The organism is Dietzia sp. B32 (genome assembly GCF_024732245.1).
In the GTDB taxonomy this organism is placed as follows: domain Bacteria; phylum Actinomycetota; class Actinomycetes; order Mycobacteriales; family Mycobacteriaceae; genus Dietzia.
Genome location: NZ_CP093845.1, coordinates 1580299 through 1597688, shown reverse-complemented (window position 1 = coordinate 1597688; position 17390 = coordinate 1580299). Strand labels below are relative to the sequence as shown.

Here is a 17390-nt window from a genome sequence, read left to right as displayed (position 1 = left end):
CTCGTGTGAGCGCGCCCGCGCCCCGGACGCCCGGCGGCGTGGCCCGCCTGCTCGACACCGCGGCCGGGCTGATGATCGTCGAGGCCACGCCCGACGGCATCGCCCGACTGGTTCAGGTGGATGCGGATCAGGTGGACGCCGACCGGCTCGACCACGACGAAGCCGCCCCGACCTGGTTCAACGTGAAACATCACGACGACGACGAGGGGCACGATCTCGAGCCCGGCGCAGCGGCGGAGCACCTCGCCCACCTGGCGGAACAGGTGGAGGGTTACCTGGCCGGGAGGCGCCGCGAGTTCGACGTCCCGCTGGACTGGGCCGCCGCCGGGGTCCATGACGAGTTCTCGCGCGAGGTCTACCGCGAGATCCAGCACATCCCCTACGGCGAGACCTCCAGTTACGGGCAGGTCAGCATCGACGCGGGACGGCCCCGCAACGCCCGTCGTGTCGGCCGACTGTGCACGCTGGTGCCGGTGCCGTTCGTCATCCCTGTCCATCGCGTGATCCGCGCCGACGGCGGCATGGGCAACTGTCCCGAGTACCGGCTGCGGTTGCTCGAGCACGAGCGTCGCAACGTCGCCGCCGAGCGCGCCGGGAAGGCCGGGCCGCTTCCGTTCCGGTAGCCGTCACCGCTGTTCCCGGCGTTGCGCTTCGGACAGTCGCCGCGAGCGGTGGGACAGCGGCCACCCCGTGGTTAGTGTGGCGGTCAGCGTCGGGGGCCGAGGTCCCGCTGGCGCCGAACGACTGCCGTCGACCACCACCCACGGGGGAAGCCATGACCGTCGGATCCGTCGCCACCGCCACGCGCACCGAAGGTGTGGCCGAGAAGTTCCAGCGGGTGCGGGGGCTCACCGACCTGCTCGCGTCCCGGCTCAGTCCCGAGGACCAGATCCCCCAGTCGATGACCGCCGCCAGCCCCGCCGCCTGGCACCGGGCGCACACGACGTGGTTCTTCGAGGAGTTCGTGCTGGGCAGGGTGCTGGGGTACACCTCACCCGAGCCGGTGTTCCGCTTCCTGTTCAATTCCTACTACGAGGCGGTCGGCCCGAGGCAGCCGCGGCCGGAGCGTGGACTCATCACGCGCCCGTCGGTGGCGGAGATCGGGGACTTCCGCGCGCGCGTCGACGAGGCCGTCGTCGCCGCCCTCGGATCCGGCCGGGTCGACGAGCGCGGCCTCGAGCTGCTCGAGCTCGGTTGTCATCACGAGCAGCAGCACCAGGAGTTGCTGCTCATGGACATCAAGCACCTCTTCTCCCACAACCCCACCGATCCGGTCTACGTCCACAGGTCGGCGGACCCGGCGGGTGCGGTGCCGGGGGAGACGGGGTGGCTCGCCGTTGACGAAGGGGTCGCGGAGATCGGCGCCGGGGTCCGCGGTGGGGGTGGCGCCGCCGACGACGGTTCCGGCCCTGCGGTCGGCTTCTCCTACGACAACGAACGCCCCCGCCACCGCGTGTGGATCCCCGGCTGTGAGGTCGCCACCCGCCAGGTCACCGTCGGCGAGTGGAAGCAGTTCATGGCCGACGGTGGCTACGCGCGGCCGGAGCTGTGGTTGTCCGACGGCTGGGCGACGGTGCAGGCGGAGGGCTGGGACGCGCCCGGGTACTGGCGCCGGGAGGACGACGGCCCGGCCGGCGGCATCACCGATCCCACGACCGCCCCCGATGACGAGTGGACCACCTTCACACTGAGCGGCCGACGCCCGATCGTCGACGCCGAGCCCGTCATCCACGTCTCCTTCTACGAGGCCGACGCCTACGCCCGCTGGGCCGGAGCGAGGCTGCCCACCGAGTTCGAGTGGGAGGTCGCGAGCAGCGGTTGGGAGATCCGCGACGAGCTCGACCCCGACCGGTGCCACCCGCTGCCCGCCGCGGAGCGGGCGATCGGCGGCGTGTGGGAGTGGACCTCCAGCGCGTACCTGCCCTACCCGGGGTTCGTCACGGAGGAGGGCGCGGCCGGCGAGTACAACGGCAAGTTCATGTCCGACCAGCACATCCTCCGCGGCGGCAGTGCGTTCACGCCGGCAGGACACACCCGCCGCACGTACCGGAACTTCTATCCCGCCAGGTCGAGGTGGGCGGCCGCCGGCGTGAGGCTCGCGCGGTGACCGGCGCGCGGGGGGTGGCCACGAACCGCGGCGCGGACGGGTCGCCCGGGGCGACGGGCGGGGTCACGACGGCGACGACGACGAGCACCGCCGATCCCGACACCGCCGCCCTCGAATCCGACCTGCGCGACGGCTTCTTCGGCGACCCGCCGACCGTGCCGCCCCGCTGGTTCTACGACGAGAAGGGCAGTCTCCTCTTCGACCAGATCACCCGATTGGCGGAGTACTACCCCACCCGCGCGGAGGCGGAGATCCTCCGGGCGCGGGCCGCGGACATCGTCGGCGATGCCGACACGATGGTCGAGCTCGGCGCCGGGACCTGCGAGAAGACGCGGGTCCTGCTCGACGTCTTCGCCGGCCGTGGCTCTGCCGGTGGCTCGCCCGCCGAGGCCGCGAGCCCCGCCGCCGATCCACACGCCGGCGCCGACACACACACCGCCGCCGCGGGGCCGCTGTTCGTGCCGGTCGACATCAGTACCGAGATGCTCTTCGGCTCCGCTCGCGCGCTCACGGCCGAATACCCCGGGCTGCGGGTCGTCCCGGTCGTCGGCGACCTCACCGCCCTCGAGGGGCCACTACCGGGCGAGCCCGGAGGTCGCCTCGTGTTGTTCCTCGGCGGCACGATCGGCAACTTCACCGACGCCCAACGCACGGACTTCCTCGCGATGCTGCGCGGACTCACGGACCCGGGCGACCGCGTGGCGCTCGGCTTCGACCTGGTGAAGAGTCCCGAGCGGTTGGTCGCGGCCTACGACGACGCCGACGGCGTCACCGCGGAGTTCAACCTCAACATGCTCGACGTGATCGCCCGGACCGTCGAGTGCGCCGGTCTCGACCGCGTGGACTTCCGCCACGAGGCCGTGTGGAACGCCGGCGAGAGCAGGATCGAGATGTGGTTGCGGGCGATCCGCGACGTGCGAATCCACTTCCCGACGCTGGGGCGCTCGCGAACCCTGTCCGCAGGGGAGGGCATCCGCACCGAGATCGCGCGGAAGTTCGAGCCGGACGCACTGGTGGCCGAGCTCGCGGGGCACGGGTACGTCGGCCCGACCGTGTGGACTGACGACGCCGGGGACTTCGGTCTGGTCCTCGTCGTCGTCGACTAGGTGTGATGTCCAGCGATGCACCGCGACGCCGCACGGCCGGTCGACACCGCACAGACACCGAGGAGAGGGGCTCGACGTGATCACCCCAGACCGATCAGACCTCGGTGAACGCGCCCGCCGCCTCCTCGAGGATGCCCGCGCGGTCGAGGTCGCCGTCGATTCATCGGCAGCTGAGCTGTTCCGGCTGGGCGGCGAGGTCGCTCGCGCCGCGACCCGCGGCGAGGCGGCGCGGAGCGGGGCCCACGTCGCGGCCGCGCGGGACGTCGTGAACGGACTGCTCGAGGACCTGGCGGCGATCGCGTCGCTGGTAGACCGGCTCGCCTCGGAACTCGACCGGATGGGTGGTTCCGTGGACGCGCGTGGGACGGGGGCGGTCGGCGCGGGGGCGCGCGGCACGGAGGCCAGCGCGGAGGCGCGCGGCACGGAGGCCAGCGCGGGGGCTCGCGGCACGCTTGATTCCGTTCGGCGCGTGATCGATGCGGCAGATGATCGGGGCCGTGAGTGCCGGTGGATGGGTGAGTTGGCGACGGACCGGGTGCGGGACTTCGCCGAGTTCGAGCTGCTGCACTCGCAGGCGTCCCAGCACCTCGACCGCAACCGGCTGGACGCGGCCGATGCCGTCATCCCTCGCCTCGTCGCCCTGGACCGCGCGCTGGTGAGCATGGAGGTCGGCACGATGCTCGACGAGCTGAAGTTCCGGCTCATGACCTCTCGCGAGTAACCCTCGGCTGACCTGCACGTTCGTGCTCGCAGGCGCTTCCGTGTCGTACGTGTGTTCTATGCTTTGGGTCATGGAACAGGGAGTATGGGACGCGGGGGTGCGGCGCGCCGGGCATGACGAGCCGGCTCCGCTGACCGACGTCCTCGCGTTCCTCGAGGCGTCCGTGGAGACACTGTGCGCGGTCGACTGGTCCGAGCACGACGCCGAGGCGCTCGCCAACGCGGTGGGACGGGTGGAGGTGGTGGCCCGTCGGTTGGATTCCAGCGGGTCCCGGGCCACCGCGGAGTTGGCCGCGCTGCACCGCCAGAAGGGACGCACCGCCGGAGGCGTCGCCGCGCTCCTTGCCGAAAAGTTGGGACTGGCGAAGGGCACGGTGCACGGGCGGATCGAGGCCGGCGGGCGCCAGGCCACCCCGGCCGGACGGGCGGCCGCGAGCGGGGAGATCACGGGTGAGCACGAACGGATCATCGCGAGAGCCGTCTCCGGTCTGCCCGGGACGATGGGCGGTGACGCCAAGGCCCGGTTCGCCGAGGAGCTCACGGAGTTCGCCCGCTCGGCCGCGCCCGCCGACCTGCGGACCGAGGCCGCACGCCGCGTGGCGGCCCTGAGTCCCGACCGCGGCAGGGACCGCGAGGAGCACCAGGAGCGGCAGCGTTCCGCACGGCTCGGCGCCGTCCGGTCCGACGGCACCAGCACCCTGACCATGACGCTCACGCCACGCGGTCGTGCACTGGCCGAGAGGGCGCTGTGCGACTTCGGCGGCCCCGGCGGTGCCGTGGAGTGCGAACCGGGATCCGACGAGCGCACCCCCGAGCAGCGGGCCCACGACGCCCTGGTGCACCAGTGGGCGCTCGGCTCGACCGTCGACCCCGCCCGACCCAAGGGCATCGCGACCATCGTCGTGCGGGTGACCCCCGAGCAGCTCGAGGACCCCACGGCGCTCGTGCAGACCGACGCCGGCACCCAGCTCAGCGTGCGGCAGGCCGTCTCCATGGCCGGAACGATGCCGTGGTTCGTCTCCCTCCTGCGCGACGGCCGAGAAGAGCTGCACCGGATCGACGTGGACGCCCACCCCGAGCGGCGTCTGGCCTCGGCGATCCAGAGACTGGTCCTCTACGCCGCCCACGGAGGCTGCACCTTCCCCGGGTGCACCGCCCCTGCCAGACGAAGCCAGTTCCACCACGTGCGGGAATGGTCCAGAGGTGGGCCCACGACCGTCGCCAACGGGGCACTCGGCTGTCCCGTCCACCACGGCTTCGTGGGCGACGGCCCCGGTGGGTGGAAAACTGTGGTGAACTCGTGCTCGCCCGGGTTGTGCACGTGGCTGCCGCCCGGCGTCGACAGGCTCACCGATGTGTGACGACCCGCCCCGGACCGGGGTGGGGGATCGGCCCGTCGGGTGTGTACCAGGTGTGCCGCGACGCGAGCGCTGTCACAATGCCCCCGTGCCCGATTCCCTCCCGCCCGAGTCCACAGCGTCCGATTCCCCGGCCACCGAGTCCGCTCGGACCGAACCCTCCGCGACCGAACCCGCCGCGGCCGAGTCCTCCATGCCAGAGGCGGCGGTGTCGACCGGGGCCGAGCTGTCGGAGTCCGACGTCGCCGCGCTCTCGATCCCGTCCCAGTCGGTCGGGGAACCGCTCTCCTCGTCGGCCGTCTACGTCGTGGCCCCCGAAGGGGACACGGGCAAGTCGACCGTCGCCCTGGGGTTGCTGCGCATCCTCGCCGGGACCGTCCAGCGGGTCGGGGTGTTCCGCCCCGTCACCGTCGCACCCCGCCCCACCACTCCGGGCATCGACGAGGGCGAGCCGGAGCGCGACCGCATCGTGGAGATGCTGCTCCAGCACGCGACCGTCGACCTCGACTACGAGGATTGCATCGGCGTCACCAACATGCGCGTCCATGAGGACCGGGACGCCGCGCTGAGCGAGATCGTCGACCGGTACCACGCGGTGGCCCGCCAGTGCGACGTCGTGGTCATCGTCGGCACCGACTACACCGGGGTACCCAGCCCGACCGAGTTCGACTTCAACGCGACGGTCGCCGTGAACCTCGGCGCTCCCGTCCTGCTGGTGATCCGCGGAGCCGACCGCTCGCCGACCGAGATCGGCACCAACGCCCGGCTCACCCTCGACGAGCTGCGCGCGGAGCACGCACACCCCGTGGGGGTCGTCGCGAACCGGTGCGATCCCGACGCAATGGAGCAGATCAGGGCCGAACTCAGCACGCTCGACGTGCCCGCGTGGACCCTGCCGGCGCAGTCACTGCTCACCGCCCCCACGATGGGTGAGCTGCTCGAGGCGGTCGACGGTGAGCTCTACTCCGGTGACCCGGCGCTCCTCGACCGCGAGGCGATGGCCGTGATGGTCGGCGGCATGACCGGCGACAGAATCCTGGAACGGCTGGTCGACGGGATGGTGGTCATCGTCCCGGCCGACCGCACGGACGCGCTCCTGGCGATCCTGGCCGCCCACGCCGCCGAGGGCTTCCCCTCCCTGGCCGGGATGATCTGGAACGGCGGAGTCATGCCCAACGCCGCGATGGACAAGCTGGTCCGCGGCATGCGCTCGACCCTGCCCATCGTGTGCACGAAGCACGGCACCTACGACACCGCCCGCCTGGCCGCGGAGACCCGCGGACGCGTCTACTCGGGATCGGGGCGCAAGGTCGAGACCGCGCTCAGCCTCATGGAGAAGCACGTCGACACGGAGGAGTTGCTCGCCCCGCTCCGGGTCGATTCACCGGACGTGATGACCCCGCAGATGTTCGAGCACCAACTCCTCGAGCGTGCCCGGGCCGACAAGCGGCACATCGTGCTCCCCGAGGGCGACGACGACCGCATCCTTCACGCCGCCGGCAGGCTCCTGCGGCGGGACGTGGCGGACCTGACGATCCTCGGCGATCCCGAGGCGATCCGCCGGCGCGCCGACGAACTGGGTATCGACCTGGGCGGAGCGACCCTGATGGACCCGCGCACGAGCGAGCACGCCGACCGGTTCGCCGACGAATACGCCGAGCTGCGCAAGCACAAGGGCATGACGCTGGACGTGGCCCGCGACCGCATCCTGGACATCTCGTACTTCGCCACGATGATGGTGCACACCGGACTCGCGGACGGCATGGTCTCCGGCGCCGCCCACACCACCGCACACACCATCCGCCCCGCACTCGAGATCATCCGGACCCGTCCCGACGTGAAAACCGTGTCCAGCGTGTTCCTCATGTGCCTGGCGGACCACGTACTGGCGTTCGGGGACTGCGCGGTGGTGCCCGACCCCACCGCCCAGCAGCTCGCCGACATCGCCGTGTCCTCCGCCGAGACCGCCTCCCGCTTCGGGATCGACCCGCGCGTGGCGCTGCTCTCCTACTCGACCGGCGACTCCGGCAGCGGCGCCGACGTCGACAAGGTGCGCGAGGCCACCGCCCTGGTGAGGTCCCGGATCGAGGAGGCCACCGACGACGATCCGGTGGCCGGCCTCATCGTGGACGGCCCCCTGCAGTTCGACGCCGCCGTCGACCCCACCGTCGCGACCAAGAAGATGCCGGATTCCCCGGTCGCAGGCCGCGCCACCGTCCTCGTCTTCCCCGACCTCAACACGGGCAACAACACCTACAAGGCCGTGCAGCGGACCGCGGGCGCGGTCGCGATCGGGCCGGTCCTGCAGGGGCTGCGCAAGCCCATCAACGACCTCTCCCGCGGCGCGCTGGTGGAGGACATCGTCAACACGGTCGCGATCACGGCCGTCCAGGCGCAGGGCGCCGTCAACTCCCAGGAAAGCGACTCATGACCCGTGTTCTCGTCATCAATTCCGGATCCTCCTCGCTGAAGCTGCAGATCCTCGACACCGCCGTCGAGGGCGAGCTGGCCTGGGCGCTTGTCGAGAGAATCAGCGAGAGCGTCGGCACGCTGACCGTGCGCCGCAGTGACCTGACCGGAGCGCCCGCCGAAGAACGCACGGCGGAGGCCGAGTTCCCCGACCACACCGCCGCGCTCGGCCGCGTGCTGGAGCTGGCGGAGGAGCTCCACGTGCACCCCACCGACCTCGAGGTCGAGGCGATCGGACACCGGGTGGTCCACGGCGGGCCGGCCTTCCACGAGCCGATCGAGGTCACTCCCGAGGTGGAGGCGGACATCGAGGAGCTCGAGGTCCTCGCCCCGCTGCACAATCCGGCCAACCTCCGCGGGATCCGGGTGGCCCGCGAACTGCTGCCCGGGTTGCCGCACGTCGCCGTGTTCGACACCGGCTTCTTCCACACCCTTCCCGCCGCCGCCCACACCTACGCCATCGACCGCGAGACGGCCACCAAGTGGGACCTGCGGCGATACGGGTTCCACGGCACCAGTCACGAGTTCGTCTCCCGCCGCACCGCCGACATCCTGGGCCGCCCGTACGGCGAGATCAACCAGATCGTCCTGCACCTGGGTAACGGTGCGTCGGCGTCGGCGATCGACGGTGGCCGCGCCATGGACACCTCCATGGGACTGACCCCCCTCGAGGGCCTGGTGATGGGCACCCGTCCCGGCGATCTCGACCCCGGCCTGATCATCCACCTCATCCGTGACCGCGGCATGTCGCCCGAGGACGTCTCCACCCTGCTCAATCGCAGGTCGGGCCTGGAGGGACTGTCGGGCGCGCGCGATTTCCGCGAACTCCTGGCGCGGGTCGATGACGGCGACGTGGACGCCACGCTCGCCTACGACGTGGTGATCCATCGCCTGCGCCGCTACATCGGCGGCTACTGGGCGGTGCTCGGCGACGTGGACGCGATCACCTTCACCGCCGGTGTGGGGGAGAACGTCGCCCGCCTGCGGGCCGACGCGCTCGCCACCCTGCGCGGCTGGGGCGTGGAGATCGACACCGAGGCCAACGAGAACGGCACCGGCGAGCGCATCATCTCGGCGCCCGGCAGCCGCGTGACGGTCCTCGTGGTGCCCACCGACGAGGAATTGGCGATCGCCCGGGCGTGTGACGAGGTGCTGGGTTTGGGGAAGTAACTCCGTCCACATTTCCTAAGGACCTTTTTAGATATAGAGTGCGGGGGATCCCCGGCGACCGAGCCCGGGCTTGACGAAGTCGGACGATGCCGAACGCCTCACCTCTCTCCCCGGACGCCGGGCCCGCGCGCCCTCCGCGCCCGGGCCCGGCGCAGGGTCCTCGCAGGAGTCGCGGGGTCGTCCCACTCATCCTGGCGGCGGTCGTCACCCTGGTCCTGGCCGGTGCGTCTGTGGCGCAGGCGATGACGGTGGCTCCTCTCGATGCCCACGTCGATCTCGAGTTCTCACTCGACGGGTCCACCTGGACGGACGCCCCGGATCTGGTCCTGGGGTCCTGGGGATGCGACCTGGACGGTGGGTCCGCGGTCCCCGATCCGGCCGGGGCGATCGGCGGCATCCCCGAGGTCGACCCCTGCGCGATGCTCCCGGGCGAGTTCGTCGACCGCAGCTACCACGTCCGCAACGCCACCGACTCGGGCCGAACCGGTCGGTACGAGGTGGGGGTCGGGGACTTCGTGGTGTCGGACGGCGCCGAGTTCGCGGTGCGCTCGACCATCGCCGGTGCCGCGGCCGCCGACTCGGGGACCGTGATGCTGTACGGCCCGGGCACGGGGCAGGCCGGGAGCTCGCCGGCCCGCGGCTCCACGGTGGCAGTCCTCGACCTCGGGCCGGGGGAGTCGGCGAGAGTGGTGGACGAGGTGTCCGTCCCGCTTGACGTCCCCGACACGGCGCAGCGGCAGAGCGTCAGCCCGAGGATGTGGGTGTCGTTCTCCGATGTCGCTGGTGTCGACCGCGACGGCGACGGACTGCCCGACACCACCGAGGACCAGCTCGGCACCGATCCCGCGGACCCGCTTAACCCCCTGCCCGACGGAACGGCTGGAAGGGAGTACGGGCCCGAGCCGTTCCTCCCGACACCGCCGCCGGGCACCACGCTCGACGTCGACGCCGACACACTGCCGCCGGGCATGAGGGTCGTGGGTGGTGTCCTGACCGGCACTCCCACCCGCCCCGGCACCTACGACATCGGTTTCACGGTCACCATGCCCGGCGGTGCCACCTACGCCTCGGTACGCCGCGTGGTGGTCCACCCCGCCTCCGGCGGAGGCTCCTCCGACCTGCCGGACTTCGTCTGGCCCGTCATCGTGGGGGGCGTCATCGGAGTGGTGATCGGGATCTTCGGCCCCGGGCTGGGCTCCCTCGCCGGTTCGCTCGGCGGGTCGTCCGACTCGCCCGGTTCATCCGGTTCCGGGGGATCGCGTGGCCCCGGTGGCCCCGGTGGCTCCGGTGGCTCCGCCGGGTCGGACTCGCTGGCGGGCACCACCGCCCCCACCGCCACCGCCCCCACGACCGCGGCCACCACGCCTGATGCGGACCCCGCCACGGACGAGGGCGACGACACCGGTCGGGTCGCGAACGGAGCGTTGACCCCACGCGAGGGGGCGCCGTCGGACGAGTGGATCCGCGCCAATTCGGAGGTCCGTGGGTCGCTGGCGACGACCGGCGTCAGCGGTACCGAGCTCGTGCTGTGGGCGCTCACCGCGGCGGCGGCCGGCGCGACACTCGTCCTGTTCGCGAGGCGCCGCCACGGCGCGCATCACCTCGTTGAGGGCGACCCCGCCCGGGACGGCGAAGGCTGAGTCTTTCCTGCGCTTCCCCGTTCCCCGTTCCCCGTGTGCGTCCGCGGTCTCAGAACAGGGTGCGGGGGCGGATGCTGTTCGCCTGGTCGACCAGCCGGAACCGCTGCTGCCGGGTCTCGGTGGAGCGCGCGAGGGTCCGCAGTACTGTCTCGGCGCCGGACCGGAGCCCGAACTCGGTGAACGGCACGCCCCGCATGAGCGGCGACGGGGACGGTTCGTTGCCCGGCAACTGGATCCAGGACAGTGCCGTGGTCAGGACGGTCAGACGGATCTGGAACGCCCGGTGTTCGCCGGCGGACAGGTTGGTCACGCGGCGGGCGGCCTCGCGCAGGTGCGATTCCTCGGTCTCCCCGAGCGGACGGCCCTGGCACAGCAGGAGGATCGCGGTGAGGTTGGCCAGTGCCGAGTACCGCGAGTTGGGCGGGACGCGGTCGAGTTCCTCGATGGCGGCCGCGACCTCGCCGCGCCGCTGCAACTGGCGGGCCAGCCCGAACGCCGAGCTGATCACCGAGCGGTCGACCGACCACACCGTGCGATAGAAGTGTTCGCTCGATCGGGCCCAGCGCGCCCGGTCGCTCTCCGGGCACACGTCGAGGATCAGTTCGGCCGTCGCGGCCAACGCCAATTTGGGACCGTTCTCTCCCGGCATGGCCGAGAGCACCCGCTGGAACTGGGGGTAGGCCCGGACGGGATCCCCCTTGAGCAGGGCGATCACCCCGTCGTACCAGACCAGTCGCCACTCCGCGCTCTTCCGGTGGGCGTTCTGCTCCAGTAACGCCTCCGCCGCAGCGAGGTCGTCGCTCTCGAGGTAGGCGCGGGTGAGCGACATGATGACGCCGACGCTCTCGTGGGCCTCGGACTCGGTGTCCGAGTACAGCTCGCGGAGAGTGTCGATCCGCTGCTCGACCGACGTGTACGACGTCGCGGCGAGGATGCGGCTGGCGGGATCGGAGGACTCCATCAGTGGCACCGGGAGCGCGTTGACGAGCTCGGACCCGGTGAGCGTCGTGTCGCGGGCGCGCCCGTCGACGAGGAAGTCCGTCGGCTCCACGGTGAACAGCGTCCCGAAGGTCGATCGCTGGGGGGAGAACACCGAGGAGAACGCCGGGTGCGGGACCCCGGTGCGCAGCGCCAGCACCTCGCGCAGCACGCCCATGAGCTGGTTGGCCATCCCGTTGGCGCTGCGGAACCGCGAGTCGGGCTCCTCATGGGTGGAACGCAGGAGGAACCGGTACAGCGAGTCGTACCGGCTGAACACCGGCTCTTCCATGGGGGAGGGGATCCCGTCTGCGTAGCGTCCGTCGACCACCGGCAGCCGCACGATGAGCGAGGCGAGGGTTCGGCCGACGGTGTACAGATCCGAGGCGATGGTGGGCCCGGTCCGGGGGATCTCCGGGGCCTGGAATCCGGGGGTCCCGTAGATGTGCCCGTAGTCGCCGACGCCCGACACCGCGCCCATGTCGATCAGTTTGACGTGGTCCTCGGTGAGCATGATGTTCTCGGGCTTGAGGTCGTTGTAGACCAGTCCCACCGAGTGCAGGTACGAGAGCGCCTGCAGCACCTCGAGCACGTAGGCGATGGCCTTCTCCACGGGCAGCACCCGCCCCGGCGCCGCCCGTCGGACATCCCGCAGGCTGGGCCCGCCGACGTACTCCATGACGATGTACCCGCCGTGGGTCGGCGAGGTGGCCCAGTCGTCGTGGATGAAGTTGTAGATTCGCACGATCGACGGGTGGGACAGTTCGGCGAGGATCTCCCGCTCGGCGACCGCGACCTCCTGGGCCTCGGCCTGGTCGGCGTGGAGCAGGCCCTTGAGGACCACCCACCGGTCGGACACGTTGTGGTCGACCGCGAGGTAGATCCAGCCCATCCCGCCGTGGGCGAGCGCGCCGCGGACCTCGTACTGATCGGCGACGATGTCACCGGGCCGCAGCTCGGGCCGCGGGAGCCTGCCGCCGGACGCCTCGCACTCGGCCTCGATGTCCTCGGGCTCCAACATGGCCGAGGTGGGGTCCACGGGGATGATGTACGGCAGGTCGACCAGGCCCTCCGCGGCCTGGCTCGGGCGGTCCTCCGGCTTGTCGGGGTGGCGCAGTCGGAACGGCGTCGACGTGGCGCGATCGCCGGTGGTCATCTCTCCGGTCCGGACGAACGCGCGGGGGCCGGGCACGGACTCGGTGCGTGACTCGGGATCGTGACCGTGGCCCGCGCCCGGGGCGTGCCCCCTGCCGCTGGTGCCCGCAGCCCCCGCGTCGTCCCCGGCGTGCGGATCGGTCTCGGCCAGGAACCCGGTCATCGATATCGCGCCGGTCGCCGCGGCCGCTGCGGTGCCCGCCATGCCGCCGGTACCGACGTCCGCGCCGGTACGGACGTGCGTGCCGGTGGCCTCGAGATCCCCGGTCGCCTCCATCGCGCCCGTGGCCTCGGTGACCCCGGTCGCTGCAGCTCCGCCCGTCACCGCGACCGCCCCGGTCCGGAGGGTGGCCTGGGTGCCGACGGTCGGCTCGCCGTCCTCGGGCGGGTCGTCCCACTTGCGGTAGCTCATCGCTGCTCCTCCGGCACGTACCTCGGCACCGGCATCCCGGGGCTCGGTCCCAGCCCGGACAACCACGTCGAGTACATGCGGTTCCACGTGCCGTCGGTGCGGATCCGCTCGAGCGTCGAGTTGACCTGTCGGACCAGCCCGTCGGTGTTGTTGCCCGGCGTGGACTTGGCGATTCCCACCCCGTACGGCTCGGCGTCGAGCTGCGGGCCCACGATCTCCAGGTACGGGTCCTGGGCGGTGATGCCCACGAGGATCGCGTCGTCGGTGGTGATCGCGTCCACCTGGTTCTGTTGGATGGCCACCAGGCAGTCCGCCCACGTGTTCACCGACAGGACCGTGATCCGCTCCAACTCCGACCACAACCGCGACGCCGAGGTCGTGCCCGCCGCGACACACACGCGCTTGCCCTCGAGGTGCTCGATCTCCGTGATGCCCGACCCGCGCACGGCCAGCACCCGCTGGTAGGCCTGGTAGTAGGGCACCGAGAAGGTCACCCGCTCGCGCCGCGCGCACGTGATGGACATCGACCGGATCACCACGTCCACCTGGTCGTTCTCGAGTGCCTCGAGCCGGTTGGACGACGTCAGCGAGCGGAACTCGACCTGCCGGGGGTCGCCGAAGATGTCGGTGGCGATCTCCCGGGCCAGGTCCACGTCGAAACCGGTGAGCTGCCCGCTGGCCGGGTCGCGGAAGGAGAACAGATTGGAGCCCTGGTCCAGCCCCACGATCAGCCGGCCCCGCTGCAGGATGCGGGGCACCCGCTCGGCGGGGACGGCGTCATCCGGCCGCAGACTGGGCAACGGGTCGCAGTTCTCGTCGTCCTCGTCGGGCAGGCCGCCCGGGATGGCCGTACTGATCACCGCGCCGGCGGGCAGGGGCATCACCGCGTCCACCTCCGGGATCCCCGCCCCTTCCGTCTCGGGCGACTCGGCCACGGCACTCTGTTCCGGCCCGCCGGTGTCGGGGCCGCCCTCGCCGTCGTCGACCCCACACGCCGCCCCCATCGCCAGGGTCGCCACCAGGGCGCCCCCGAGCGCCACCCGGGCCCACACGCCTGCCCGCGCCGTCACAGGTACTCCCTGACCCGGGGCGCGATCCCCACGACCACGGCGAACGCGGCAAGGGTGGACAACGCGATGATGAGGTCCGGCCCGCTGGAGGAGGTGCGGCGGGCGTTGTCGATGCGCGTGCGCAGGGTGTCGCGGGCCTCCTCGATGGCGTCCTGCATCGACTCGTCGAACTCGTCGAACGCCGCGCCCGAGTCGCCGTCGGACTGGCCGGAGGAGATGGTGATCGCGCCCTGGTAGTCGCCCTGCTGGTACAGGGAGTCGGCGCGATTCTGGGCGGCCATCCACTCGTCGAGCGCCTCGATCGCGCCCGTCACCGCGCCCTGCGAGTCGAGGCTGATGCGGCCGGTGGAGTCCTCCTCCTCGTCGTCGAGGTACACGGTCAGGGTGTCCCGCACGCCGCCCAGGATGGCCGCGCGCTCGGCCGCCGACCCCTCCGGATCGGTACGCCGCACCAGGTTCAGCGTCTCCTGCGCCCGCACCTTCTGGGCGTTGATCCGCTGGCGGGTCAGCTCGTTCATCGGCGCCGCGCCCTCGGACAGGCCCTTGGCGTTGTCGTTGGCCGCGAGGAACCCGGCGATCATGGTGAGCAGGAACGTCGCCACCATGAGCAGCGAGGCCAGCGCGAGGGGGGGATTGACCCGCCGCCCGGTGAGCCGCCACAGCCACTGCTGCAGCAGCACCAGCACCGCGATCGCCAACCCCAGCAGGAAGAACGACCCCCACGGCGGCGAGGACCACTCCCGGTCCGACTGGCCCACCGACGTGGACTGCCGGTCGTACAGGTCCGCGGCGGCGGGCAGGATCGTGTCCTGCATCAGCGCCGACGCCGACGCCAGATACGCCGACCCGACCGGATTGGCCACGCGGTTGTTGGTGCGCGCCGTCTCCACGAGGCCGGTGTAGGTGGCCAGCTGCGCATTGATCTCGGCGAGCTGGTCGATGGACTCCGTGTCGCTGCGGTCGAGGCCCTGGGAGGCGGCGATGATCGACGACGACGAGGTCGCGATCGCCTGGAGGTAGCGTTCGCGCAGTTCCGCAGGCTCGATACCGCCGGTGATGAACGCCGTGTTCGCCGCGGAGTCCGCGATCGTCAGGGAGCTGTACAGCGTCTGCGAGGCGTTGGCGACGGGCTCCACCTCGGCCAGCAGCGTCTCGTGGTAGCTCTGACGCTGGGTGATGGTCGAGGACGCCACGACCCCGCCCGCCAGGACGGTGATGATCGCCAGCAGTGCGAACACCGACATCCGGCCCGGCGTGGTGAGGGCGTCCTCCCAGAAGCGGGCGGCGCGGCGGCGGACCGGCCGGCGGGGTTGGAGGGGGGAGACCGACTCACCTCCCGAGCCGGGGGCGGACGCGGGCGTGTCAGCGGAGGGGCCGCGGGTGTGCCGTCGCGAGAGGGTTGGGGCGCGCATCAGTTCGCTCACCTCCCCGGTCTCCGCCCGTCGAGCCGACGATCCGACGGGAGTGTGTCCCAGGTTAGTGAAGTGGCGGCGCGGAGTCGGGCAGACTGGTCGACGAGGACTCAAGGTTCCGCCCGATCCGGGGGTGGACGGGTCCAGGGGAGGTGGAGGACCGGTGGCGGCGAGCGAGGGTGACGGCAACGGCTGGGTGGTGTCCGACGCCGGTGATCGTCGGTGGGGTCGGTTCGGTGCCGCCGGACTCCTGCTGCGCGCCGCCGACCCGTCCGATCCCGACGTCCCCCTGGTGTTGCTGCAACACCGCGCCGTGTGGACCGCCTCCGGCGACACGTGGGCGCTGCCGGGCGGTGCGCGGGACTCCTACGAGGACGCGCCGGTGGCGGCGTTGCGCGAGACGGAGGAGGAGGCCGAGATCCGGCCCGCCGACGTGGTGGTGCGCGCCGAGGTCGTGACCTCCCGCATGCCCGGCACCGTGTGGCACCGGCCCGGACTGGACATGCGGCACGTGGCCGAGATGATGCGGCGGATGCGGCCGGACCAGCGTCACGACGAGGCGCCCGAGGGGTCCACCCGCCCCCGCACGATCCCGCCGCTGGTCCAGGAATCGCCCGACGCGGTGGAGTGGACGTACACCACCGTGATCGCGGATGCCCCGCGCGCGCTGGAGACCGTGCCCAACAACGAGAGTCTCGAATTGCGCTGGGTCCCCGAGACCCGCGTGGCCGAGCTGCCGCTCATGCCCGCGTTCGCGCACGCGTGGGCCAACGGACTGCGCTCCGAGCCGGTCGAACTGGTGGTGGACGTGGCCAACGTGCTCGGCTCCCGCCCCGACGGTTGGTGGAAGGACCGGGCCGGTGCCACCGCCCGACTGCTCGACGAACTGGGTACCGGCATGCCCCGCACGCTCGAACTGCCGGGGGCTGGGTCACCCCGGGGATTCGGCTGGGTCGCCCGCGCGCACGCCGTGATCGAGGGCGCCGCCCGCGCGGCCGAGCACGACGGCCCGTTCGTCGTGCATCGCGCCCCCGGGTCCGGCGACGACGCGATCGCCGAGCTGGCCACCGAGCTGGATGGCGGGCCTCGCCGGGTGGTGGTGGTCACGGCCGATCGGGGACTGCGGGACAGGATGCCGGAGGGGGTCCTCGTCGTCGGGCCCCGCGCCCTACTCGGGTAGCGGCGCGCACGGATGACCACCTACCAGGTCGCGGACGAGGCACGCGGGCTGCCTCGCGAACCCACGAGCGCGTGGATCGGCTTCCTCGTCGCGGGCGCGGCGGTGCTGTGGGCCGGCGTGCTGGTCTGGGCGGTCGTGGCGCTGCCCGACCGGGTGCCGACGCAGTTCGAGTTCGGCGGCCCGCCCACCAGTTGGTCGTCGAAGGCGGGCACGCTGGCCGTCATGGTGGGCACGACCGCCGTGCTGGCGCTCCCGGCGGCCCTGGTGCCGTGGGTGCTGTTCCGGTCCCCGGCGGCGATCAGCGCGCCCAACCGGCAGTGGTGGACGGCCACCCCGGCACGGTTCCGCCGGTTCGAAAGGCTGATGCGCGAGGACCTGCTGCTGCTCGCGGCCGTCGGGCTGCTCCTCATGGCCGTGGCGCAGGCCGGGATCATCGTGGCCGCGCACTCCGCGAGCGGTGGGATGCCGCCGTGGCTGCTTCCCGCCATACTCGTGCCGCTGGCCGGAATGGTCCTCGTGATAGTCCGTATGACCGGCGCCGGCGGGCGGTACGCGGAACACCCGGACCTGGATTGAGGCGCCCGACCTCGACCGCCCTGCCGGATCCGCGCGG

13 protein-coding genes are annotated in these 17390 nt (G+C 71.9%); 10 read left to right on the top strand and 3 right to left on the bottom strand.

All coding sequences use genetic code 11. The features are described 5' to 3' along the window. Positions 1-5 precede the first annotated feature (5 nt). The 8 genes from L8M95_RS07645 to L8M95_RS07610 all read left to right on the top strand — a co-directional run bounded on the left by L8M95_RS07645 (position 6) and on the right by L8M95_RS07610 (position 10570). Positions 6-623 (top strand): methylated-DNA--[protein]-cysteine S-methyltransferase, encoded by a 618-nt coding sequence (locus L8M95_RS07645; RefSeq protein WP_260488882.1) that lies wholly within the window; start codon positions 6-8, stop codon positions 621-623. A 152-nt stretch (positions 624-775) separates the two neighbouring features. Then, positions 776-2107 (top strand): ergothioneine biosynthesis protein EgtB, encoded by a 1332-nt coding sequence (egtB, locus tag L8M95_RS07640; RefSeq protein WP_260488881.1) that lies wholly within the window; start codon positions 776-778, stop codon positions 2105-2107. Then, positions 2104-3213, top strand: coding sequence for an L-histidine N(alpha)-methyltransferase (locus L8M95_RS07635; protein ID WP_260488880.1), 1110 nt, complete (start codon positions 2104-2106; stop codon positions 3211-3213). The genes egtB and L8M95_RS07635 overlap by 4 nt, the downstream gene beginning before the upstream one ends. A 76-nt stretch (positions 3214-3289) precedes the next feature. Continuing rightward, positions 3290-3934 (top strand): hypothetical protein, encoded by a 645-nt coding sequence (locus tag L8M95_RS07630; RefSeq protein ID WP_260488879.1) that lies wholly within the window; start codon positions 3290-3292, stop codon positions 3932-3934. A 70-nt stretch (positions 3935-4004) separates the two neighbouring features. Further along, entirely contained in the window at positions 4005-5294 is a 1290-nt protein-coding gene (locus L8M95_RS07625) for an HNH endonuclease signature motif containing protein (RefSeq protein WP_260488878.1), read from the top strand. A gap of 85 nt (positions 5295-5379) precedes the next feature. Further along, the gene (pta, locus tag L8M95_RS07620; RefSeq protein ID WP_396119638.1) at positions 5380-7722 is read left to right on the top strand and encodes a phosphate acetyltransferase; all 2343 of its coding nucleotides are present in this window, start codon (positions 5380-5382) and stop codon (positions 7720-7722) included. After that, on the top strand, positions 7719-8930 hold the full coding sequence (locus L8M95_RS07615) for an acetate/propionate family kinase (RefSeq protein ID WP_260488877.1): 1212 nt from the start codon (positions 7719-7721) through the stop codon (positions 8928-8930). Before pta ends, L8M95_RS07615 begins: the two co-directional genes overlap by 4 nt. A 248-nt stretch (positions 8931-9178) precedes the next feature. Further along, positions 9179-10570: a thrombospondin type 3 repeat-containing protein gene (locus tag L8M95_RS07610; protein ID WP_260488876.1), complete on the top strand. Its 1392-nt coding sequence runs from the start codon at positions 9179-9181 to the stop codon at positions 10568-10570. 49 nt (positions 10571-10619) lie between these two features. Here the strand turns inward: L8M95_RS07610 and L8M95_RS07605 are convergent, their stop codons facing one another. From L8M95_RS07605 to L8M95_RS17505, 3 genes are all read right to left on the bottom strand, one after another. Next, a complete protein-coding gene (locus L8M95_RS07605) occupies positions 10620-13115 on the bottom strand; it encodes a serine/threonine protein kinase (protein ID WP_260488875.1) in 2496 nt (831 codons plus the stop codon). Further along, on the bottom strand, positions 13112-14119 hold the full coding sequence (locus tag L8M95_RS07600) for a glutamate ABC transporter substrate-binding protein (protein ID WP_396119769.1): 1008 nt from the start codon (positions 14117-14119) through the stop codon (positions 13112-13114). The genes L8M95_RS07605 and L8M95_RS07600 overlap by 4 nt, the downstream gene beginning before the upstream one ends. Positions 14120-14181: 62 nt before the next feature. Next, positions 14182-15597 (bottom strand): hypothetical protein, encoded by a 1416-nt coding sequence (locus L8M95_RS17505; protein ID WP_312027450.1) that lies wholly within the window; start codon positions 15595-15597, stop codon positions 14182-14184. A gap of 163 nt (positions 15598-15760) precedes the next feature. On the opposite strand from L8M95_RS17505, the gene L8M95_RS07590 reads away from it, so the two are divergent. Together L8M95_RS07590 and L8M95_RS07585 are read left to right on the top strand one after the other, a co-directional pair. Further along, complete coding sequence (locus tag L8M95_RS07590) at positions 15761-16777, top strand: NUDIX domain-containing protein (protein ID WP_260488873.1); 1017 nt, start codon at positions 15761-15763, stop codon at positions 16775-16777. A 12-nt stretch (positions 16778-16789) separates the two neighbouring features. After that, the gene (locus L8M95_RS07585; RefSeq protein ID WP_260488872.1) at positions 16790-17353 is read left to right on the top strand and encodes a DUF1648 domain-containing protein; all 564 of its coding nucleotides are present in this window, start codon (positions 16790-16792) and stop codon (positions 17351-17353) included. Positions 17354-17390 lie beyond the last annotated feature (37 nt).

Coding starts and splice junctions, on each gene's coding strand:
- egtB (WP_260488881.1), top strand. CDS start 776: ATGACCGTCGGATCCGTCGCCACCGCCACGCGCACCGAAGGTGTGGCC.
- L8M95_RS07625 (WP_260488878.1), top strand. CDS start 4,005: ATGGAACAGGGAGTATGGGACGCGGGGGTGCGGCGCGCCGGGCATGAC.
- L8M95_RS07615 (WP_260488877.1), top strand. CDS start 7,719: ATGACCCGTGTTCTCGTCATCAATTCCGGATCCTCCTCGCTGAAGCTG.
- L8M95_RS07605 (WP_260488875.1), bottom strand. CDS start 13,115: ATGAGCTACCGCAAGTGGGACGACCCGCCCGAGGACGGCGAGCCGACC.
- L8M95_RS07600 (WP_396119769.1), bottom strand. CDS start 14,119: ATGGGGGCGGCGTGTGGGGTCGACGACGGCGAGGGCGGCCCCGACACC.
- L8M95_RS17505 (WP_312027450.1), bottom strand. CDS start 15,597: ATGCGCGCCCCAACCCTCTCGCGACGGCACACCCGCGGCCCCTCCGCT.
- L8M95_RS07585 (WP_260488872.1), top strand. CDS start 16,790: ATGACCACCTACCAGGTCGCGGACGAGGCACGCGGGCTGCCTCGCGAA.